This is a genomic window from Kitasatospora sp. NPDC059146 (assembly GCF_042786665.1).
Classification (GTDB): domain Bacteria; phylum Actinomycetota; class Actinomycetes; order Streptomycetales; family Streptomycetaceae; genus Kitasatospora.
In genome coordinates this window covers 1-21,305 of record NZ_JBHZCY010000154.1, presented here as the reverse complement: position 1 = coordinate 21,305, position 21,305 = coordinate 1, and the positions used below count along the sequence as shown (strand labels likewise).

Genomic DNA, 21,305 nt, shown 5'->3' with positions numbered 1-21,305 from the left:
ATCACCCGGCAGCACGCGGCCGTGCGCGTCCAGCGGATGAAGGAGCGCCTGGAAACCTCGCGCGGCATCGTCCGCGCCCTGAACGGCGCCTGCCCCGACCTGCGGGAGATGACCGGCCGGTGGAACGGCCGGCCCGACTCGGTGTGGCGCAAGCGGCTGGCCCGGCACCAGCGCGGCTGCGGCTACTGAGGCGGCACCCGCGAGGCCGTCGTCCCGGCCGAACGCCTCCTGGTCGGCATCGCCCTGGTCCCGCTGCCCGTCGGTTTCACCCTGTCGCTCGCCCTCGGCGGCAAGAGCGCGGCGGCCGCCGGTTCGGCCGGCTGGTCCGCCAAGCTGCTCGGCGTGCTCACCAAGCCGGCCGTCGCGGTGACGGCGGGCGCGACGATCGTGGCGGGCGGCGCCTACGTCGTCACCCAGCCGCCGGACGCCCCGCCGCCGTCCGGTCGGTGGACCGGGAGAGTGACCGGGAGGCCTAGAACAGGCCGTCCAGCTCGCGCAGCAGCGCGGCCTTCGGACGGGCACCGGTGATCTGCTTCACCGGCTGGCCGTCCTTGAAGAGGATCAGGGTCGGGATCGAGATCACGTTGTACTCGGCGGCGGTCACCTGGTTGGCGTCCACGTCGAGCTTGGCGATGGTCAGCTTGTCGCCGTTCTCGGCCGCGATGTCCTCCAGGACCGGGGCGACCTGGCGGCACGGGCCGCACCAGGTGGCCCAGAAGTCGACCAGTACGGGCTTGTCGCTCTCCAGGACGTCGGACTTGAAGGTCGCGTCGGTGACGGTGGTGGTGGCGCCGGCCACGGGGACTCCTCGGGTTAGGACGGAGGGGGCTGCTGCCAGGTGAACAACGGGCGGGCCCGTTCTGTTTCTGCCTGGCCGGGGCGGGGGTGTTTCACGTGGAACACCCCCGCGGGGTTCGGTCGGTGGCGGGGAGGTCAGACCGCGACGGCGGTCTTGTTCTCCGCGTCGTCCAGCGCGGCCAGGTAGCGCTCGGCGTCCAGCGCGGCGGAGCAGCCGGTGCCGGAGGCGGTGATGGCCTGGCGGTAGGTGTGGTCCACGACGTCGCCGGCGCCGAACACGCCCTCGACGTTGGTCCGGGTCGAGGGGGCGTCGACCTTGAGGTAGCCCTCGCCGTCGAGGTCCAGCTGGCCCTTGAAGAGGTCGGTGCGCGGGTCGTGGCCGATCGCGATGAACAGGCCGGTGACGGGCAGCTCGCGCAGCTCGCCGGTGGCGGTGTCGCGCAGGGTGACGCCGGTCAGCTTCGGGTCGCCGTGGATGGCCTCGACCGCGCTGTTCCACTCGAAGCGGATCTTCGGGTCGGCGAAGGCGCGCTCCTGCATCGCCTTGGAGGCGCGCAGGCTGTCACGGCGGTGGATGATCGTGACGCTCTTGGCGAAGCGGGAGAGGAAGGTCGCCTCCTCCAGGGCCGTGTCGCCGCCGCCGACCACCGCGATGTCCTGGTCGCGGAAGAAGAAGCCGTCGCAGGTCGCGCACCAGGAGACGCCGCGGCCGGAGAGCTTGTCCTCGTTGGGCAGGCCGAGCTTGCGGTGCTGGGAGCCGGTGGTGACGATCACGGCGCGGGCCCGGTGGACGTTGCCCTCGGAGTCGGTGACGGTCTTGATCTCACCGGTGAGGTCCACCGCGACGATGTCGTCCGGGATCAGCTCGGCGCCGAAGCGCTCCGCCTGAGCCCGCATGTTGTCCATCAGCTCGGGGCCCATGATGCCGTCCCGGAAGCCCGGGAAGTTCTCGACCTCGGTGGTGTTCATGAGCGCACCACCGGCGGTGACGGCTCCCTCGAAGACCAGCGGCTTGAGGGAGGCGCGGGCCGTGTAGAGCGCGGCCGTGTAGCCTGCCGGGCCGGAACCGATGATGATCACGTTACGGACGTCGCTCACTGCTTCTCCTGGTTCGCATCGCGACCCGCGTTTGCTGCGGGGAGGGCGGTCCTGCTCCGCCGCCCGGGACAACGACTGACCAGTCTCTCGCATTCCCAGGCGGATCAGTACCAGGCGCCCGAACTCCGGAAGCGGCGTGCCGCCCTGGTCGTCGATCGCATGGGAACGGCCGTCCGGTGGCTGGGAAGGGCCGTTCAGTGGCCGGGGACGGTCCGTTGCAGGACGACCGGGCCGCAGTCGGGGGAGCGCAGGAAGACGTCCACGAAACCGGGCCGACCGGCGGCGGGGTAGACCAGGACGTCCACCGGGGAGCCCTGGTAGCTGCCCCGGTCGGTGGCCAGCGGGGTGCCCGGGGCGGGGGCGCGGCAGGCCGCGGGGGAGACCGGTGCGGCGGGTGAGGCGGGGCCGGAGAGCTCCGGCCCCGAGCCGTCGGCGGGCGCGGCGCCGGACTTGGCGGGCCCGGTGGCGCGCAGCCCGGGCTGGGAGCCGGAACGGTCCAGCAGCTGCTGCACCTGGGCGGCGAGCTGGTCCTCCCGGTAGACGGTGCCGGGGCCCGCCAGGTGCGGGGTGCGGGCGCTCTGCTCGCCGGGGGAACCCGCGGTGCCCGCCGAGGCCGCGGAGACGGCGGAGGTGCGGGTGGCGGAGTCGTCCTGGTGCAGCAGCAGGGCCCCGCCCAGCCCGACGGCGGCCAGCGCGGCGGCCGCCCCGAGCAGCAGGGCGAACCGGCGGCGGCGCGGGCGGGGGCGGCCGGGGCCGGGGGCCGAGGCCGGGCGCGAGGGGGGCGCGGAGGGCGCCGCGGTGGCCCGTACGGGCACGGCGGGGAACTCCGTCCGGCGGGCGGTGGCGGGGGCCCGCTCGGGGCCTGCGGTGGGCCGGGCCGGGGAGGGGCGGTCGGCGCGGGCCGCCTCGGCGAGGGCGGCGTCCAGCCGGGCGGCGACGTCGGCGGGCATCGGTTCGGGCTCGACGGTGCCGAGCAGCGCCTGCACCGCGGCCAGCGCCTCGACGGTCCCGCGGCACTCGGCGCAGCCGTCCAGGTGCCGCTGCAGGGCCTCGGCGGCCCCGGCGGGCTCGACCAGGCCCTCGGCGAGGTCGGCCAGCTCGTCGACCGAGGGGTGGGCGTCGGCGGGTCCGGGGGAGGAGAGGGGGGCGTTCATCGGGTGCTCGCGTCTCCTTCCAGCATCGTGCGGCCGGTGCTCGTGCCTGTCCCTGTGACGGTGCGGGGGCCCGTCGGGTTCCCCCTGGTCCGGTCCGGCGGGGGCGGGGCGGTGCCGGACGGGTCGGGGGCGGTGCGTCCCGGGGGCCGGCCGGCCGGTGTTTCACGTGAAACGTTCCGTCCGCCGCCGTTGCTGTCGCCGTTGGTGTCGCCGTTCCCGCCGTCCCCGCCGTCGCTCTCGCGCAGGTGCCGGACCAGTGGGAGCAGCCGGGCCCGGCCGCGGGCGCAACGGCTCTTCACGGTGCCGACCGGGACGCCCAGCAGCTCGGCGGCCTCGGCGACCGGGTAGCCCTGCATGTCGACCAGGACCAGCGCGGCCCGCTGCTCGGGGGGCAGCTCGGCGAGCGCGGCGGTCAGCTCGCGCTGCACCTCGGCCCGGACCACCGGGGAGTCGGCCGGCTCGGCGGAGCCGACCAGGCGGTCCAGCCGCTGCGGGTCCTCGTCCAGCGGGGTGGTGCGCCGGGTGGCGCTGCGCCGGGCGCGGTCCAGACAGGCGTTGACCACGATCCGGTGCAGCCAGGTGGTGACCGCCGAGCGGCCCTGGAAGCCGGCGGCGGCCCGGAAGGCGGAGACCAGGGCGTCCTGGAGGGCGTCCGCGGCCTCCTCGCGGTCGCCCAGGGTGCGCAGGGCGACCGCCCAGAGGCGGTCCCGGTGGCGGTTCACCAGCAGGCCGAAGGCCTCCTGGTCGCCGGCGACGTGCCGGGCGAGCAGCGTCGCGTCGTCGTCCGCCACTGTCACCCCTTGTCGCCGCGGGTCGTTCCGGGTCTGGACCGTGCGGTCAGCCGGAGACCTTTACCTCGGCGACGTGGCCGCGGTACCTGCCGTCGGAATCCTTGTTCAGAGAGGTCAGCCAGATCAAGAGGTAACGCGTGGTGACCGGCGATTCGAGGGCGTAGTCGACGTTGAGGCCGGCCTTCCTGGCCGCGACGACCGAGAAGCTCTCCGGCCTGGCCGCGGTCGGGTTGGCGGCGGCGGACGCGTTGGGCACGCGCACCTCCGCGGCCTGCTCGCCGTCCTTGAACTGGACGGTCACCGAGGACACCGACTGCGGTGAGCCGAGGTCGATCAGCAGTCCGGTGCCCACCTTGAGGGCGGGCGGCTTGGGGCCGAGCTGGTCGACGTACCAGCCGGTGGTCCAGGCGGTGTTCGGGTCGCCGTCGATGGCGTTCTTGACGCTGTCGGTGCCTTCGGGACCGTCGCCCAGCGGGTTGTACGACTCCGCGCCCTTGATCTGGATCGGCACCGGCGTGTGGGCCGTCGGGCGGGCGCTCGCGGCGGTGCTGCTGATCGAGGTCTGCGGGGTGGCGACGGCCTGGTTGCTGTTGCGCAGGCTGCCGACGAACTGCCAGGAGGCGACGCCGATCGCGCCCAGGGCGACCGTCCAGGCGGTGGCCTTGACCACCCGGCGCAGCCGGCGCCTGGTGCGCCGGGCGGCGGTGGGCCGGGAGGAGGCCGGCAGCGGGGCGACCGTCGTGTCGGCCACCCGGGTGGGGATGGGCGCGGTCGGGAGGGCGTGGCCGTGGTGCCGGGGCGGGGTCGGGAAGGCCGGCAGCTCGGGCTCGGGCTGCCGGATCCGGGGCAGCTTGGCGATCGCCCGGACCAGCTCCTCCGGGGTGGTGATCGGCTCGGCGTGGTGCGGCGGGTGGTCGAACAGGGCGCGCGCCGCGAGCTCGGACAGACCCTTGTGGACGCCCGCGCGGACCTGGTCCGGCGCGGCGTTCTGCAGGTCCTTGGGCAGTCCCTTGAGGTCGTAGCGGTCCTCGGGGTACGGCCAGCGGTGGGTGAGCGCGGCGAAGAGCAGGGCGCCGATCGCCCGGGTGTCGGTGCGCTGGGCGTCCTCGGCGGCGGCCCCGGTGGAGTCCTCGGCGGGCAGCCCGCGCAGGGCGGCGTCCACCGCGATGCCGTTGATCCGGTACTGGCCGCTGTCGGTGCGCAGCACGCAGCGCGGGGTGAGTCGCAGGTGCGCCTTGCCGCGGCGGTGCGCGGCGGCGACGGCGTCGGCGACCTGGCGGACCATCTGGTACGCCTCGTGCGGCTCCATCGGGCCGTCGGCGAGCAGCTTGGCGAGGTCGGAGGCGTGCGGCAGCCACTCCCGCACGATGTAGACCAGCTCGTTCTCCTGCACGGCGTCCAGCACCTGGACGAAGCGCGGGTCGCCGAGCAGGGCCGCGGACTTGGCGGCGGCCAGCACCTTGCGGGCGCGCTGGTGGCCGGAGGCCATCAGGTGGACGCCGACGGCCCGGCGCAGCTTCTCGTCGACGGCGCGCCAGCTGCTGAAGGTCTCGGTCTGGGAGATGCACTCTTCCAGCAGGTACCGGTGGCCGATCTTGTCGCCGCTGTGCCGCATCGGCGCGGGCAGGGTCCGCGGGAGGGTGGCGGTGTCGCGCGGGTCGAGGGTGGGTTGGGGGTCGGTCGGACGGCGCTTGTCGGAGGCGGGCTGCGGTGCGGGAGCGGGCTTCTTCCGCGGGGGGCCGGCCGCCAGTTCGGCGGCGATCTCGTGGACGGAGAGCGGGGCGGTGATCTCCGAGGTCTCCTCGCTCACCGCGGCCGCCGGCGCCTCAGGGGCCGGACCGTCCTCGTCGCCGTCCTTGCTGTCGTCCTCGCCGTCGTCCTTGCTCTCGGCGCCGGCCGTGTCAGGGGTCTCCACGGAGTCCGCGGAGGAGTTCCCGGGGGCGTCCGTGGAGGAGGCGTCGGCGGAGCCCGCCGGGGCGGAGTTCCCGCTCCCGAGCTCGTCGATCGCCGCAGCCAGCGCGGCCTCGTCCGCCGCCGCGTCAGCTGTTGACGTGTCGACGACCGCCTTGGTGCCATCAGCCACCGTGGTCCTGCCTCCCCTTGTGTCGCCCCGGCCTGAGAGAGTCGCTGGAGCCCGCGGATTGGCCGCCCTGTGCTCCAGGACAATTGTGCCCACTCTTCACCACCGGGTACGACCGCTGAAGGGTCCGCTCGGTTGCATACCGGTGGAGAGATGTGGTGCAGATCCGACACCGGGCCGCCACGTGGCGGCCCGGGCGTGTCCGGTCATGGAGAGCGGCCCGTGCTGCGGCCGGACGGGCGGGGGCGGTGTCAGCCCTGGTCGACGCCCGGTCAGGGCGCCCGCTCGTCCGGCCGGTTGTGCTCGGACTCAGCGGCCCAGTCGGCCGCGGACCATGCCCAGCATGGCGTTCATCTCCTCGATCCGCAGGCGCTTCGCGATGAACACGAACACCAGCAGCTGGAGGCCGCCGCCCAGCAGGACCGACAGCACGCTGCCCGGCCAGCCGCCGAGCACCTGCTGGACCGCCAGGCTGACGCCGAGGCCGACCACCGCGGCCGGGACGCAGGCGGTGGCCAGCCGGCTGTAGGTCTTGCCGATCCGCTTGGTGTCCAGCCCGCCGATCTTCTTCTTGAGCTTGGGCACCGCGACCATCACTCCGACGGCGTAGGCGAGGCCGTAGCCGAGGGCCATGCCGGTCACCGTCCACTGCGCGGGCAGCGCGACCCAGCAGACCAGCGAGAAGCCGGCCTGGCAGACCGCCACCCAGACGGTGTTGGAGAACGGCGTCCGGGTGTCCTCGTAGGCGTAGAAGCCGCGCAGCATCACGTACTGGGCGGAGTACGGGATCAGACCGAGGGCGAAGGCCGAGAGCATCAGACCGACGTTGGTCGCGTTGTCCAGGGCCGTCCCGCCGCCGCCGACCGCGTAGATCGAGCGGCCGATCGCCGGGCCGAGTGCCAGGAACAGGAAGGCCGCCGGGACGACCGCCACCGCCGTGGTGCGCAGCCCGTACGACAGGTCGTCCCGGACGGCGCCGGCGTCCTCGTCGGCGGCCGCGCGGGAGAGCCGGGGGAGCACCGCGCTCATGATCGAGACGGTGATGACGGCCTGCGGGAGCTGCCAGATCAGCAGGGCGTTGGAGAAGGCCGAGAGGCCGACACCGCCGTGCCCGCCCTGTTCGGCGGCGCTGCCGGCGGCGGTCGCCAGCTGGGTGATGACCAGGTAGCCGGCCTGGTTGGCGAGCACGAAGAAGAAGGTCCACTTGGCCAGCCGGGCGGCCTTGCCCAGGCCGTGGCCGCGCCAGTCGAACCGCGGCCGGAAGCGGAAGTCGGCCGCCCGCAGGTACGGGATCATCGCCAGCGACTGGACCACCAGGCCGAGCAGGGTGCCCAGGCCGAGCAGTCGGACGCCCTCCGGGGTGATGTTCTCCGGGGTGATCTGGGTGCCGTTGAAGCCGCCGTAGACCCAGATGTAGGCGCCGAAGGTGAAGATCACCACGATGTTGTTGAGGACCGGGGTCCACATCATCGCGCCGAACCGGCCCCGGGCGTTGAGGATCTGGCCCATCACCACGTGGACGCCCATGAAGAAGATGGTCGGCAGGCAGTAGCGGGCCAGGGCGACCGTGGTCTCGGCACGGGCCGGGTTGGTCATCATCGGATGGGCGATCAGCTGGACCAGCAGGGGCGCCCCGAGCACGGCCAGGAAGACCACGCCGCCGAGTCCGACCATCACCAGGGTGAGCAGCCGGTTGGCGTAGGCCGTCCCGCCGTCCTCGTCGTTCTTCATGCTGCGCACCAGCTGCGGCACGAAGACCGCGTTCAGCGCGCCGCCGCCGATCAGGATGTACAGCAGGGTCGGCAGGGTGTTCGCCGCGTTGTACGAGTCACCCATGACCGCGATGCCGATCGCGCCGGCGATCACCATCGTCCGCAGGAAGCCGGTGCCGCGGGAGACCAGGGTGCCGGCCGCCATGATCGCGCTGGAGCTCAGCAGGCCGGCGACCTTGCCGCCACCGCCGTCGGAGGCCGGGGCGGGCTCGGCCGCGGGCCGGGCGGCCTGCTCCTCGGCGAGGTCCGCCAGCGGCTCGACCGCCGGGGGCACCGCCACGGCGGCCACCTGCATGGTGGCCTCCTCCTCGGAGAGCGGCGGGTCGAACTCGATCGGCGGGACGAACGGCCGCTGCCCGTCGTGGCCGCCGTGCTGCGGCTGCCCCGGGTAGCCGCCCATCGGCGGGTACGGCGCGGGCGCGCCCGGCGGCACCGCCGAGGCCGGGGGCACGGGGGCGGCCTGCGGGGCCGGGGCGGGCTGGGGGACCGGCGGCTGGGCCGCGGCATCGGCCCGGCCGCTGCCGAAGAGCGCGTCCACCCCGACGTACTCGGTGGTCTCGGTGTCCCAGGCGGAGTGCGCCGGGCCCGGCTCCCACTGCGGCTGCGGCTGGCTCCACGCTCCGGGGGCCGGGGTGGAGACCGGTGCCGCCGGGGAGGCCTGCTGCGGCCAGTCGGCCTGCATCGGGGTGTCCCAGCCGGGCTGCACGGGGGGGACCGGGGGCGAGAACGGTGTCGTCGGCACCGGCGTCGGGTAGCCGCCGCCCTGCGGCGGCAGTTGCGGCGGCACGTCGTACGCGGTGACCGGCGGCGGCGCCGCGGCGGGCCGTCCGGCCTGGAGGCCGTACGGGTCCTGACCGTCCTGCGCCGTCCCGTACGCCTGCGCGGCGTACGGGTCCTGGGCGTAGGTGTCGGCCACGTACCAGTCGCCGGACGGCGACTCGGCGCCCGGCCGGCTCTCACCGCGGCCCGGCGGCCGCTCCTCGCTGCGCCCGGTCATGTCACCTCTTCGCTGTTGTGGGGGGAGACCGGCCCGGGGTTGCGGGGGGTCGGCGGTGTCAAGGACCAACCTTCTCATCACTGGCGGTCCGATCCCGGCCATCCGGGCTGCTGGCGCGCGGTGTCTGTGCGGGCCCCCCGTCCGCGGCGCCGTCCGGGTCGGTCGGCTCGGCGGGCTCAGCTTCGGCGGTGCCCGCCGGGTCGCCGTCCGCCGGGTCGTCCCCGACCGGCTGGTCGCCGTCCTCGTGCGGCTGCCCGCCGCGCCGCTTGCGCTGGCGCATGAAGCGCAGCGCGGCGAGCACCAGCAGCACGGCGGCGCCGGCGAAGACGTACAGCACCCCGTTGGTCACCGAGGTGACCTCGACGGTGAAGGTCTGGGCCTGGCCGTAGGGCCGGGAGTCGGGACCGGTGGTCCACAGCTGGGCGACCATGGTGACCGGGCCGTTGCTGCGGGCCTCGGCGTTGAAGCGCAGGGTGACGCTCTGCGAGGCGGGGAGGACGAGCTGCTCCGGCAGGCCGACCCGCAGCCTGTTCGGCTGGATCGAGGTGAGCCGCAGCTGCAGGTTGGTGACCGTCTGGGTGAGGTCGTTGCGCACGCTGACCTGGAGCTGGCCGGTGTTCCCGGCCAGGGTGACGACGTTCTTCTTCGGGACCTGGACGGCGGTGGTGAGCTCGTTCAGGTAGTTGGTGACGCCGGTGCGGTAGGCGTCGCCGGCCGGCGCCTGGGCGCGCCACTCGGTGGACAGCGAGCGGACCATCGCGGCGCTGAACGGGCCGCGCACCCGCTGCGGCAGGGTGAGCACGCGCATCAGGGTGTCCAGCTTCTGCTGGATCTCGTCGGTGCCGCTCAGGGCGGAGGCCGGCAGCTCGGAGGCGCGGGCCTGGGTCGGGTAGTCGGCCGGCGAGGGGACGCCGGTGTTGGCCTTCGGGTCCGGCGCGGCCTGGGCCAGCACGTCCAGCTTCACCGGGGCCAGCCACTTGTCCCCGGCCGTCTGCAGGGCGGTCGCCAGTGCCTTGGCGGTGTTGACGGTCAGCTCGCGCGGCGGCATCACCAGCAGGCCGCGCTGGTTCTGCGGCTGCTCGTGGGTGATCGCGTACGTCTCGGCGAGGAAGCGCTGGGTCGCGTCGGTCTGGTCCTTCGGGGTGCTCAGGTCCTTCTGGAAGGGCCCGGAGACCGTGTCGTCGGCGACCACCGCGTTCTGCCCGTTGCCGATCGGGCGCACCGCGGTCGGGGTGTAGTTGACCGAGTCCGGGTCGGGCATGCTCGCGCCGTTGACCAGGACCAGGTTGCTGCCCGCCTGCCGGGCGATGCCGGCGATCTGCTGGTCGAGGTAGCCCTGGTACGGCCAGGCCACGTCGGAGCGGGTGTCCACCGCGAGCCGGCCCTCGACGGTCAGCCGGCCGGCGGTGGCGGCCTTGCTCAGGGCGGTGCCCATGCCGCTGAGGTCGGCGCCGTTGTGCGCGATCGAGGCGAGGTCCGGGTCGGCGTACGGCAGCGAGACGACCTGGCTGCCCGACTTGGCGACGGCCGTCCGCAGCTTGTTCAGCCAGGCGTCGGCGGCGGCCGAGGCGGGGCGGCCGACGGTGTTCTCGTCCTTGGCGGACTTGCCCGAGCCCTCGGTGCCCGGCTTCTGCACCCGGTACGGCTTGGTCATCGCGAACGCGGCGTCCAGCAGGTCCGGGTCGACCACCCAGGTCAGCCCGTTCAGCTTGGCGCCGGTGTCGACCAGCTCGTACAGCCGGCCGCCCGGCGCGAAGTCGGCGGCCAGGCTGTCGTCGCGCAGCACGGAGAGGTTCTGGTCGCCCTCGGCGTAGGTCTGCGCGGCCAGCACCGGCGCGTGCACCAGCGGCCAGAGCGTGGCGACCTTGGTCGGCTGGGCCTCGCTGCTGCCCTGGGAGTAGGGCAGGAAGGTCCGGGCGATGCCCAGGGCCCGGTCGCGCGGGTTGTCGGCGGTCGAGCCCCAGGCGTCCACCGCGAGCTCGTAGACGCCGCTCTCGGAGAAGCCGAGGTCGCTCACCGCGACGCTCAGGGTGTACGGCAGGCTCTGGCCCGGGTTGAGCTCCGGCAGGGCGTACTGCGGGCTGTCCAGCTCCGTCCCGTCGTCGCCCCGCGGGCCGGTCCGCGCGGCCACGCCCTGGAGCTCGCTGCGCCGCTGCAGGGGCTTGCTGGAGACCGGCTTCCGGACCGCGGCGTGGGCGCCCTTGAGGGCGGACTTGCCGGAGTTGGTGACGTGACCGGTGATGGACACGGTGCCGTTCTGGACGGCCAGCTGCGGGGTGACCGTCTCGATGGTCAGCACCACCGGGTACTCCGCGGTGGCCGTCGAGTCGACGGTCGGGCGGACGTTGCCGCCGGTCGGCAGGGCCGCGGCGGGGGCGGCCGCGACCAGTGCCAGGAGCGCACCGCAGGCGGCGGCGAAGCGGCGCGCGCGGCCGCCGGTGCGCCGTTCCCCGGTGCGGGGTTCGGTCGGGCCCGCGGCCCGCCCAGGTCGTCGGTGTGCCCCCAGGCCCGAGTGCCGTGCCGGCTCACTCACTCGTTTCGCCCTCGCCGTTCTGTTCGCTCGCTCGCTGCTGATGCTGTCCGTCCGGCGCGGTCGCCCGACGTTCCCCGCTCGACGTTCCTCGCTCGACGTTCTTCGCTCGACGACGTACGCCACCCTGCTGCCGCGGAGGGATCCGTCGGCACGGCGGCACGCGACACCGCATCCCCGGTTCCGGTGTCCGCGCTCCGTCCACCGGCATGGTAACGATCCAGCCTGGCGTGCAGTGTTGCGGGCTCTGGGGTGAGACGCCCAAAACGCGCGGGCGGTTGACCTTCCGGGGCACGTACCCTTGTGAGCCGTGTCCACTGCCAATGAGCCCACCGCGCGCACCGACCGTTCCAGCACCGCCGTCCAGGTCGTCCCAGGCCTGAGCGAGGCCCAGACGATGGGGCTGCAAGAGCTGCTGCGGGTGTCGCCGGTCGCCGACGAGATCGCCCGCCGCTTCCACGCGGCCGGGCACCGGCTGGCCCTGGTCGGCGGATCGGTGCGGGACGCGCTGCTCGGCCGGCTCGGCAACGACCTGGACTTCACCACCGACGCCCGGCCGCAGCAGGTGCTCAAGCTGGTCAAGGGCTGGGCGGACGCGGTCTGGGACGTCGGGATCGCCTTCGGCACCGTCGGCGCCCGCAAGGACACCCCCGAGGGGTCCTTCCTGATCGAGATCACCACCTACCGTTCCGAGGCGTACGACCGCACCTCGCGCAAGCCCGAGGTGACCTACGGCGACACCATCGAGCAGGACCTGGTCCGCCGCGACTTCACGGTCAACGCGATGGCCGTCGACCTGCCCGGCCGCGGCTTCGTCGACCCGCACCACGGCCTGGAGGACCTGGAGGCCCGGGTGCTGCGCACCCCCGCCACCCCCGAGGAGTCCTTCTCCGACGATCCGCTGCGGATGATGCGGGCCGCCCGCTTCGCGGCCCAGCTGGACTTCGACCCGGCGCCCGAGGTGGTCGCCGCGATGACCGCGATGGCCGAGCGGATCACCATCGTCTCGGCGGAGCGGGTGCAGGCCGAGCTGAACAAGCTGCTGCTCGCCGCGCACCCGGTGAAGGGCCTGCGGCTGCTGGTCGACACCGGCCTGGCCGGGCACGTGCTGCCGGAGCTGCCCGCGCTGCAGCTGGAGAGCGACGAGCACCACCGGCACAAGGACGTCTACGAGCACTCGCTGACCGTCCTGGAGCAGGCCATCGACCTGGAGCAGGACGGCCCGGACCTCAGCCTGCGGCTGGCCGCGCTGCTGCACGACATCGGCAAGCCGCGCACCCGCCGCTTCGAGTCGGACGGCCGGGTCTCCTTCCACCACCACGAGGTGGTCGGCGCCAAGATGACCCGCAAGCGGATGCGGGAGCTCAAGTACTCCAAGGAGCTGACCGAGGACGTCTCGCGCCTGGTCGAGCTGCACCTGCGCTTCCACGGCTACGGCGGCGGCGAGTGGACCGACTCCGCGGTGCGCCGCTACGTCACCGACGCCGGGCCGCTGCTGGAGCGCCTGCACAAGCTGACCCGCTCCGACTGCACCACCCGCAACAAGAAGAAGGCGGCCGCGCTCTCGCGCACCTACGACGGCCTGGAGGAGCGGATCTCCGAACTGCAGGCCCGGGAGGAGCTGGACGCCGTCCGCCCCGCCCTGGACGGCAACCAGATCATGGAGCTGCTCGGGCTGCGGCCCGGCCCGCTGGTCGGCAAGGCGTACAAGCACATGCTCGAACTGCGGCTGGAGCACGGCCCGATGGAGCCCGACGAGGCGGTCGCGGCGCTGCGGGCCTGGTGGGCCGAGCAGCAGCAGGGCTGACCCGGGCGACGCCCCGGACGCACCGCGCGGCGGCCACCGTCCCGGAGGGGACGGTGACCGCCGCGTTCGCGTCCGGTCAGCCGTTGATGTGCTTGAGGCAGAGCACGTAGTTCAGCGCGGGGAGCTTGGTGTAGGTGCGGGTGTAGGTGCTGTCCGACTTCGGCTGCTTCTCGCAGGCCTTCTCGTCCGAGGTGGCGAAGTACTTGTAGACCACCTTGTACTGGGCCTTGGGGTCGGTGCAGGGCAGCACGGTGATCTTCGGGTGGTCGTCCGCGGTCGCGTTGCTGGAGTTCTCGTTGCGCAGGCAGTCGCCGATGCCCGCGCTGTCGACGTCGTCCTTGGCCGCCGGGGTCGCGGGCGGCGGCAGGGTGATGCTCGGCAGGGAGAAGCTGGGCACCGGGAGCGGCGGCGGCGGGGTGTAGCTGAAGGTGGGACGCGGCGACGGCGAGAAGGTGACCGTGCTGGTCGTCGTCGGCCCCGCGACGGGGCCGGAGTCCTGCTTCGGCCCGATCACGCCGGTGGCCAGCAGGACCCCGGTGACCAGCAGGGAGACCGGCACCAGCAGCATGGCGACGTGCGGACGGCTGCCCAGCGGGGCGCCCGGGTCCAGCTGCGGGCCGTGGGTGCCCGGCATGGGCGGCGGCAGCCGCTTGATCCGGTTGTGGGCGCCGAGGTTCATCAGCAGGGTGATCACGGTCAGGATCGGCGAGATCCAGCTCCACCAGCCCTGGACCAGCGTCCTGGCGGACATGTCGCGCACGGTGGCCGTGCCGCAGGTGCGGCAGAACGGGCCGTGCATCCGCAGCATCCGGAACGCGATCAGCAGGCCCTGGTGGCCGCGGACGGTGGCGCGCACGGCCGGGAAGCCGCCGCAGAAGCGGCAGTGCTCCCCGTCCATCGGGGCCGGCGGCGGGTAGCCGTAGCCGTAGCCGGGCGGCTGGGCGCCGTACGGCTGCTCCGGCGGGGGCGGGGCGCTCGGGTAGCCGTACCCCGGCGGGGGCGGCGGTGGCGGGGCGCCGTACGGGCCGCCGGCGTACGGGTTGCCGTCACCGGGTGGCGGGCCGTAGGGCATCTGGGGCGGAGGCGGAGCGGACAAGGGATCCCCCCGGAACAAGGACGTGGTGGAAGGGTCAGGACTTCTTCACCGGCGGGTAGCCGGTGGTGGGGGTCAGGGGGCCGAGGCAGAGCACGTACCGCGTCTTGTTCCAGCGGCGGCCGCTCTTGCCCGAGACGGCGCTGGTGGTCTGCGGGGTCTGCCGGCAGCGGGTCACGTCGGTGGTGCCGGTGAACTTCGACAGCACCTTGTAATTCGCCTGGGAATCAGTGCACTTGACGATCCCGACGTCACGGGAGCCGCTCACCCGGACGCAGTCCCCGGGCTTGGCGCTGCTGACGTTCGGGCTGCTGAAGAAGTACGCGCCCGCGAGCACCACGCAGCCGCCGACCGCCCCGGCGATCCGCAGCTTGGCGCGGGCACCGCGCTTGGCGGGCGGCGCCGCGGCGGCCGCACCGGGCTGCGGGTAGCCGTACGGCCCGGCGGGCGGCTGCGGCCCGTACGGCGCCTGCCCGTGGGGCGGCTGGGGGTACGGGGGTTGGCCGTACGGGGGTTGGGGGCTCGGCGGCGGGCCGCCGTACGGGCCCGGGGCGTACGGCTGCTGGGCGGGTGGCCCGCCGTACGGCGCCTGGGCGTAGCCGGGTGGGGGCGGACCGAAGCCCGGTGCCGCGGGTGGCGGCGGCCCGTACGGTCCGGTCGGTGTGCTCATCAGTTCGTCCCCCGAGACAGAGTGCTGTCCTTCCGACAGGTTTACGTACCTTAGCGACCGGGTCGGACGCAATCGGTCCGGTGGCCGCAACCGGAGTCCGGGACGAACCGGTTGCGATTCCGGTACCGCGCGGTGTCAGTGGGCCTCGCCGGGCAGGGGGCCGGACCGCCGGGCGGCCCGCAGGTAGAACACCGCGGTCAGCCCGTACACCACGGCCACCCCGGCCACCACCGTGACCGAGCGGCCGGACAGCGGCAGCACCAGGGCCGTCACCAGGGCGGCGGCCACGAAGGCGACGTTGAACAGCACGTCGTAGACGGCGAACACCCGGCCGCGGAACTCGTCCTCGACCGACTCCTGCACCACGGTGTCGGCGCAGATCTTGGTGCCCTGGGTGACCACCCCGAGCAGCAGCGCGGCGGCCAGGGTGGGCACCGGGGCGAAGAACAGGCCCAGCGCGGGGACGAAGACCACCGGGGCGAGCAGGCAGACCGTCATCCAGCCGGCCAGGCCGAGCCGACGGGTGCACCAGGGGCTGACCACCGCGGCGACGAAGAACCCGGCGGCCGACAGCCCGACCGCCTGGCCGAGGGTGGCCAGCCCGGCCGCGCTGTCGGTCGGGGCGTTGAAGGTGTAGCGGGCGAGCATCACCACGACCACGATCAGCACGCCGTAGCAGAACCGGGCCGCCGTGACGGCGGCCAGCGCGTGCACGGCCGGGCGGCAGTCCCGCACCAGGTGGCGGACGGCGGAGCCGAGCCCGACGGCGGCCCCCACGAGTGCCTGGCCGAGCGCGGGGCGCTCGCCGTGCTGGTCCGGGCCGAGCAGGTCGCGGTCCATCCGGCGGGCGGCCAGCGCGGCCGAGAGGTAGAGCAGCGAGGCGACGGTGACCAGTGCGGCGTCCGCCTTCGGCCCGGGGGCCATCAGCTGGTGCAGCAGGAAGCCGACGCCCCCGCCCAGGGCGGCGGCGACGGTCCCGAGGGTGGGGGAGAGGGCGTTGGCGGTGACCAGCCGGTCCTGCTCGACCACCCGGGGCAGCGCGGCCGAGAGTCCGGCCAGGATGAACCGGTTGAGCGCGGTGACCAGCAGGGCCGAGGCGAAGAACAGCCAGGTCGGTGCCTCGGCCAGGAGCAGCGCGCCGGTGCCCAGGCCCAGCCCGAAGCGGGCCAGGTTGCCGAAGTAGAGCACCTGGCGCCGGCGCCAGCGGTCCAGCAGCACCCCGGCGAACGGGCCGATCACCGAGAACGGCAGCAGCATCACGGCCAGCACCGAGGCGATGTCGGCGGGGGAGGACTGCTTCTCGGGGGAGAAGACCACGTAGGCGGCGAGCGAGACCTGGAAGACGCCGTCCGAGAGCTGGGAGAGCACCCGGGCGGTGAGCAGCCGGCGGAAGTCCCGGCCGCGGAGCAGACCGAGGAGCGTGGCGCGGTGCGCGGACTGGTGGGTGCTGCCGTTCTCGGTGATCGCCACCCGCCCAGGGTGCCACGGAACCGGGCACCGTTTCACGTGAAACATTCGCTGCGCGCACGTGAAGGGCTCACGACCGGATGATCGTGAGCCCTTCTGGCGCGTTACGAGCGGTCAGCTCGGCGCCCGGTGTCCTACGGTCGCGAACCGGGCCGAGCTCAGCGCTCGACCTCGCCGCGGATGAACTTCTCGACGTTCTCCTTGGCCTCGTCGTCGAAGTACTGGACCGGCGGGGACTTCATGAAGTACGAGGACGCCGACAGGATCGGGCCGCCGATGCCGCGGTCCTTGGCGATCTTCGCGGCGCGGACGGCGTCGATGATGACACCGGCCGAGTTCGGGGAGTCCCAGACCTCGAGCTTGTACTCCAGGTTCAGCGGGACGTCGCCGAACGCGCGACCCTCCAGGCGGACGTAGGCCCACTTGCGGTCGTCCAGCCAGGCCACGTAGTCCGAGGGACCGATGTGGACGTTCTTGGCGCCCAGCTCGCGGTCGCGGATCTGCGAGGTGACGGCCTGGGTCTTGGAGATCTTCTTGGACTCCAGGCGCTCGCGCTCGAGCATGTTCTTGAAGTCCATGTTGCCGCCGACGTTCAGCTGCATGGTGCGCTCGAGGATGACACCGCGGTCCTCGAACAGCTTGGCCATCACGCGGTGCGTGATGGTCGCGCCGACCTGGGACTTGATGTCGTCACCGACGATCGGCACGCCGGCCTCGGTGAACTTGTCCGCCCACTCCTTGGTGCCCGCGATGAACACCGGCAGGGCGTTCACGAAGGCGACCTTGGCGTCGATGGCGCACTGGGCGTAGAACTTGGCGGCCTTCTCGGAGCCGACGGGCAGGTAGCAGACCAGGACGTCGACCTGCTGGTCCTTGAGGATCTGGACGACGTCGACCGGGGCCTCGTCCGACTCCTCGATGGTCTCCAGGTAGTACTTGCCCAGACCGTCGAGGGTGTGGCCGCGCTGGACGGTCACGCCGGTCGGCGGGACGTCGCAGATCTTGATGGTGTTGTTCTCGCTGCTGCCGATGGCGTCGGCCAGGTCGAAGCCGACCTTCTTGGCGTCGACGTCGAAGGCGGCGACGAACTCCACGTCACGGACGTGGTAGTCACCGAACTGGACGTGCATCAGCCCGGGGACCCTGCCGGCCGGGTCGGCGTCCTTGTAGTACTCGACACCCTGCACCAGCGACGCGGCGCAGTTGCCCACGCCCACGATGGCTACGCGAACCGAACCCATTCCGGTTGCTCCCTCTGATCTCATGAGGGCCGTCGGAACAGACGGCACTCGTCCTGCTTCTTCGAATGACTGCTTGTACGGGCGCGAGGCGCCCACTCCTGCCGCGCGGCACAGGGCTGACGCGGCGTCAGCGCTCCTGGGCGGAGCGCCCCGGGCGGTCGTACGGTGGCCCGGACGGGTCGGAGGACCCGGTCTCCTGGCCACGGCCGTCCGAAGTCGTGTGGGGTACGGCGGTGGTTCCGGCGGTCCCGGTGGCGGGCCCGGTCCGGCCGGTGCGGTTGGCCCGCTCGGTCTCGATCAGCTCGTTGAGCCACCGGACCTCGCGTTCCACCGACTCCAGGCCGTGCCGCTGGAGTTCGACGGTGTAGTCGTCGAACCGTTCGCGGGCGCGGGCCAGCGAGTTGCGCATCCGCTCCAGGCGCTCCTCCAGCCGGCTGCGGCGGCCCTCCAGGACGCGCATCCGGACGGCCCGGTCGGTCTGACCGAAGAAGGCGAAGTGGACGCCGAAGCGCTCGTCCTCCCAGGCCTCCGGGCCGGAGTCGGCGAGCAGCTCCTCGAAGCGCTGCTTGCCCTCGGGGGAGAGCCGGTAGACGATCTTCGACCGCTTGCCGTTGAGCGCGGTGGCCGGGACGTACTCGACGTCCGGGTTGTCCTCGACCAGGAAGCCCTGGGCGACCAGGCTCTTCAAGCACGGGTAGAGCGTTCCGTAGGAGAGCGCCCGCAGTGCCCCGAGCAGGATGTTGAGCCGTTTGCGCAGTTCGTAGCCGTGCATCGGGGCGTCGTGGAGCAGCCCGAGAACGGCGAACTCCAGCACTCCTGAGCGCCTGCCCACTGCCGTCGTCCTCCTCCCTCTCGACCCTCGCTCCGGCCGTTCCCTCGGCGGTATACCGCTTCGATGTATCGGCTCGATATATCGAGAACAGTAAACCCGACCCCCGGAACGAGCAAGGGGGGCACGCGTGAATGTGATCACAAGCCGACGCGCGGGTGGGGTTGGCAACGGCCGTGTAATGATCTGCTGCCGTTTTGCGGGCATTGGCACCTGATGCCCGATTAGGAAGGTTTTCCCGCTGCGTACGCTGTCGCGTGTGCACGAGGACCAACCTCCGGGGTTAGGGCGGTCCGGGCATCGGACAGGAACCCTGCCTTCAGGCCGACCGGGCCTGGCGAGGAGCGGCTGGAAACATGAGCGAGCGACGGCGAAGGACGCCCAATTCGGGCGGTGACGGGCAGCAGCCGCCGGGAGGCGGCGGCCGTCGGGGCGGCCCCGGCCCCGACGAACTGGGCTCGGAAGGCGTCGGCCGTCGGCGTCCGCCCGGTGTCCGGGAGACTGCTCAGCAACCCCGGATGGGCCGCGCCGAGATGCGCAAGGCCTCCCAGAAGAAGGGGAAGGGCGGTGGCCGGCGCGGTGCCGCCGCCGCCTCCGCCGCCGCTGCGGCCGGCCCCGGCAAGAAGCGCTTCATCGACTACCCGCGGTTCGGCAAGACCGGCTTCCGGCGCTGGCTGCCGTCCTGGAAGCTGGTCTCCAGCGTCTTCCTGGTGTGCTTCGCCGCCTGCGTGGGCGTCGTGTTCTACCTGTACCAGACCACGACGGTGCCCCAGCTCAAGGACCTGGTGAAGGACCAGAACACCATCTACTACTGGGCCGACGGTTCGGAGATGACCCGCAAGGGCGAGACCAACCGTCAGATCGTCGAGCTCAACGACATCAACCCCACCCTGCAGAACGCCGTCATCTCGGCGGAGAACGAGACCTTCCGCACCGACAGCGGCATCGACCCCAAGGGCATGCTGCGCGCCGTCTACAACATGGCGAAGGGCGGCGAGACCCAGGGCGCCTCGACGATCACCCAGCAGTACGTCAAGAACGCCTACCTGAGCCAGGAACAGACCATCAGCCGCAAGCTGAGGGAATTCTTCATCACGCTCAAGCTCAACCAGCAGACCAGCAAGGAGGACATCCTCAAGGGGTACCTCAACACCAGCTGGTTCGGCCGCAACGCCAACGGCGCCCAGGCCGCGGCGCAGGCGTACTACGGGGTCAACGCCAAGGACCTGAACCTCTGCCAGAGTGCCATGCTGGCCGGGCTGTTGAAGGGTGCCAACTACTACGACCCCTCCAAGCCGGCCAACCACGACCGCGCGGTGGAGCGCTGGAAGTGGATCCTGGACCGGATGGTGACCACCCACAACGCCACTCCGGAGGAGCGGGCGAAGTGCACCACCTTCCCCGAGCCGATCGCGTTGAAGGCCAGCTCCAACATGAACGGTGAGATCAGCTACCTGGTCGACACCGCCAACCAGTACGTGACGACCACCGACAAGTCGATCACCCAGCAGATGCTCGACAAGGGTGGCCTGAAGATCTACACCACCTTCGAGAAGGACAAGGTCGACGCCCTCAAGAAGGCCGTCGACGACGTCAAGGGCGAGAACCTCGACCCGCAGAAGCGGCCCAACAACGACACCTTCGTCCAGTTCGGCGCCGCCAGCATCAAGCCCGGGGACGGCGCGATGGTCGCCATCTACGGCGGCGACGGCGTGGAGAACGGCCACTTCGACAACAACGCCAACGCCGGCGGTGTCCAGGTCGGCTCGACCTTCAAGCCCTTCGTCCTGGCCACCGCGATGCAGACCGGTGTGCAGACCGCGAAGGACACCGACGGCAAGCCGAAGCGGATCAACGCGGACAGCCGCTACCTGGCCGACGACATGTCCGAGATCCGCAAGCCCGACGGCTCGCTGGTGATCGGCGACGACGGCAAGCCCTACCGGCAGAAGAACGAGGACGCCGGCAAGCGCGGCTACGTCTCGCTGCGGCAGGCCATGCAGTTCTCGTACAACGTGCCCTTCGTCCAGCTCAACCAGGACGTCGGCGGCCCCGCCGTGGCCGACATGGCCGTGCAGATGGGCATCAAGCGGGAGAGCCTGGCCGACCCGAAGACCGCGACCTTCCCGCTCGGCACCTCGACCATCAGCCCGATCCGGATGGCCACCGGCTACGGCACCCTGGCCGCCAGCGGCAAGGAGGCCGAGCCCTACTCGGTCACCAAGGTCGAGGTGGACGGCAAGGAGCGCCCGGGCTTCGGCAAGAAGGACGCCAAGGTCGCGCTGGAGCCGGCCGTCGCGGACAACGTCACCGACGTGCTGGTGAACGTGGCCAAGAACGGTACCGGTACCAAGACCAACACCCTGGGCCGCCCGGTGGCCGGCAAGACCGGTACCACCGACCAGAACAAGTCGGCCTGGTGGGTCGGCTACACCCCGCAGCTGGTGACCAGCGTCGCGATGTGGCGCGAGGACCCGAACAAGCACGACCGGGAGTCCCTCAACGGCACCGGCGGCAAGGAGTCCATCCACGGTGGTGACATCCCCACCGACATCTTCACCCGGTACATGAAGGCCGCCCTGGCCAACGAGAAGAAGGTGGACTTCCCGACCCCGCAGCCGGTCGGCACCGAGGTGGACTCCTCCGGCGCGCCGTCCACGGCCACCATGACGCCCTCCCAGACCCCGACCACCACCCCGCCGACCACGGTGGAGACCCAGCAGCCGACCCAGCAGCCCAACCAGCCGCAGCCCCCGCAGCCCACCCAGGGCAGCGGCTGCGTGCCGACCGTCGACTGCCCGCCGACCGCGCCGCCGACCCAGACCCACAAGCCGAAGCCGACGGACACCGGCTGCGGCCTGGGCGGCATCTTCTGCCCGTCGACGCCGCCGCCATGCTCTGGGCATCCACCCTGTGGCTGTGGCTGTCCCTGCCCGCATGGCTGACAGTGGGCATCGCGGAACGGGCGCCATCGGTAG

The 21,305-nt window shown here is 72.6% G+C and carries 14 protein-coding genes and 1 pseudogene; 3 read left to right on the top strand and 12 right to left on the bottom strand.

What is annotated here, in order from left to right:
• A pseudogene (locus ACFXPX_RS38665) lies at positions 1 to 436 on the top strand (sigma-70 family RNA polymerase sigma factor); the annotation flags it as partial.
• Positions 437 to 472: 36 nt separating this feature from the next.
• On the opposite strand, the gene trxA reads toward ACFXPX_RS38665, so the two are convergent.
• The 7 genes from trxA to ACFXPX_RS38630 form a co-directional block, all read right to left on the bottom strand.
• Complete coding sequence (gene trxA, locus ACFXPX_RS38660; protein WP_375882914.1) at positions 473 to 799, bottom strand: thioredoxin; 327 nt, start codon at positions 797 to 799, stop codon at positions 473 to 475.
• Between the two features lie 134 nt (positions 800 to 933).
• Positions 934 to 1,896, bottom strand: coding sequence for a thioredoxin-disulfide reductase (trxB, locus tag ACFXPX_RS38655; protein ID WP_375882911.1), 963 nt, complete (start codon positions 1,894 to 1,896; stop codon positions 934 to 936).
• Positions 1,897 to 2,090: 194 nt separating this feature from the next.
• Complete coding sequence (locus ACFXPX_RS38650; protein WP_380644715.1) at positions 2,091 to 3,050, bottom strand: hypothetical protein; 960 nt, start codon at positions 3,048 to 3,050, stop codon at positions 2,091 to 2,093.
• Entirely contained in the window at positions 3,047 to 3,841 is a 795-nt protein-coding gene (gene sigM, locus ACFXPX_RS38645; RefSeq protein WP_380525504.1) for an RNA polymerase sigma factor SigM, read from the bottom strand. The genes ACFXPX_RS38650 and sigM overlap by 4 nt, the downstream gene beginning before the upstream one ends.
• A 46-nt stretch (positions 3,842 to 3,887) precedes the next feature.
• On the bottom strand, positions 3,888 to 5,924 hold the full coding sequence (locus tag ACFXPX_RS38640; RefSeq protein ID WP_380644714.1) for a protein kinase family protein: 2,037 nt from the start codon (positions 5,922 to 5,924) through the stop codon (positions 3,888 to 3,890).
• 306 nt (positions 5,925 to 6,230) lie between these two features.
• Complete coding sequence (murJ, locus tag ACFXPX_RS38635; RefSeq protein WP_380644713.1) at positions 6,231 to 8,690, bottom strand: murein biosynthesis integral membrane protein MurJ; 2,460 nt, start codon at positions 8,688 to 8,690, stop codon at positions 6,231 to 6,233.
• A 58-nt stretch (positions 8,691 to 8,748) separates the two neighbouring features.
• The gene (locus ACFXPX_RS38630) at positions 8,749 to 11,223 is read right to left on the bottom strand and encodes a DUF6049 family protein (protein ID WP_380644712.1); all 2,475 of its coding nucleotides are present in this window, start codon (positions 11,221 to 11,223) and stop codon (positions 8,749 to 8,751) included.
• Positions 11,224 to 11,617: 394 nt separating this feature from the next.
• On the opposite strand from ACFXPX_RS38630, the gene ACFXPX_RS38625 reads away from it, so the two are divergent.
• Entirely contained in the window at positions 11,618 to 13,027 is a 1,410-nt protein-coding gene (locus ACFXPX_RS38625) for a CCA tRNA nucleotidyltransferase (RefSeq protein ID WP_375882935.1), read from the top strand.
• A gap of 76 nt (positions 13,028 to 13,103) precedes the next feature.
• Here ACFXPX_RS38625 and ACFXPX_RS38620 read toward each other — a convergent pair whose 3' ends face one another.
• The 5 genes from ACFXPX_RS38620 to ACFXPX_RS38600 all read right to left on the bottom strand — a co-directional run bounded on the left by ACFXPX_RS38620 (position 13,104) and on the right by ACFXPX_RS38600 (position 18,330).
• On the bottom strand, positions 13,104 to 14,123 hold the full coding sequence (locus ACFXPX_RS38620) for a hypothetical protein (protein WP_380525500.1): 1,020 nt from the start codon (positions 14,121 to 14,123) through the stop codon (positions 13,104 to 13,106).
• A gap of 34 nt (positions 14,124 to 14,157) precedes the next feature.
• The gene (locus ACFXPX_RS38615) at positions 14,158 to 14,790 is read right to left on the bottom strand and encodes a hypothetical protein (protein ID WP_380644711.1); all 633 of its coding nucleotides are present in this window, start codon (positions 14,788 to 14,790) and stop codon (positions 14,158 to 14,160) included.
• Positions 14,791 to 14,925: 135 nt separating this feature from the next.
• Entirely contained in the window at positions 14,926 to 16,260 is a 1,335-nt protein-coding gene (locus ACFXPX_RS38610; RefSeq protein WP_380525498.1) for an MFS transporter, read from the bottom strand.
• 155 nt (positions 16,261 to 16,415) lie between these two features.
• The gene (locus ACFXPX_RS38605) at positions 16,416 to 17,498 is read right to left on the bottom strand and encodes an inositol-3-phosphate synthase (RefSeq protein ID WP_375882892.1); all 1,083 of its coding nucleotides are present in this window, start codon (positions 17,496 to 17,498) and stop codon (positions 16,416 to 16,418) included.
• A 127-nt stretch (positions 17,499 to 17,625) separates the two neighbouring features.
• Positions 17,626 to 18,330, bottom strand: coding sequence for a PadR family transcriptional regulator (locus ACFXPX_RS38600; RefSeq protein WP_380587518.1), 705 nt, complete (start codon positions 18,328 to 18,330; stop codon positions 17,626 to 17,628).
• A 515-nt stretch (positions 18,331 to 18,845) separates the two neighbouring features.
• Between ACFXPX_RS38600 and ACFXPX_RS38595 the strand changes: the two genes are divergently transcribed.
• Entirely contained in the window at positions 18,846 to 21,272 is a 2,427-nt protein-coding gene (locus tag ACFXPX_RS38595; protein ID WP_380644710.1) for a transglycosylase domain-containing protein, read from the top strand.
• Positions 21,273 to 21,305: the final 33 nt, after the last annotated feature.

Bases quoted from the DNA above. Each gene is read 5' to 3' on its own strand.
- ACFXPX_RS38615 (WP_380644711.1), bottom strand. From the start codon at position 14,790: ATGAGCACACCGACCGGACCGTACGGGCCGCCGCCACCCGCGGCACCG.
- ACFXPX_RS38625 (WP_375882935.1), top strand. From the start codon at position 11,618: ATGGGGCTGCAAGAGCTGCTGCGGGTGTCGCCGGTCGCCGACGAGATC.
- ACFXPX_RS38605 (WP_375882892.1), bottom strand. From the start codon at position 17,498: ATGGGTTCGGTTCGCGTAGCCATCGTGGGCGTGGGCAACTGCGCCGCG.
- ACFXPX_RS38650 (WP_380644715.1), bottom strand. From the start codon at position 3,050: ATGAACGCCCCCCTCTCCTCCCCCGGACCCGCCGACGCCCACCCCTCG.
- murJ (WP_380644713.1), bottom strand. From the start codon at position 8,690: ATGACCGGGCGCAGCGAGGAGCGGCCGCCGGGCCGCGGTGAGAGCCGG.
- ACFXPX_RS38595 (WP_380644710.1), top strand. From the start codon at position 18,846: ATGGGCCGCGCCGAGATGCGCAAGGCCTCCCAGAAGAAGGGGAAGGGC.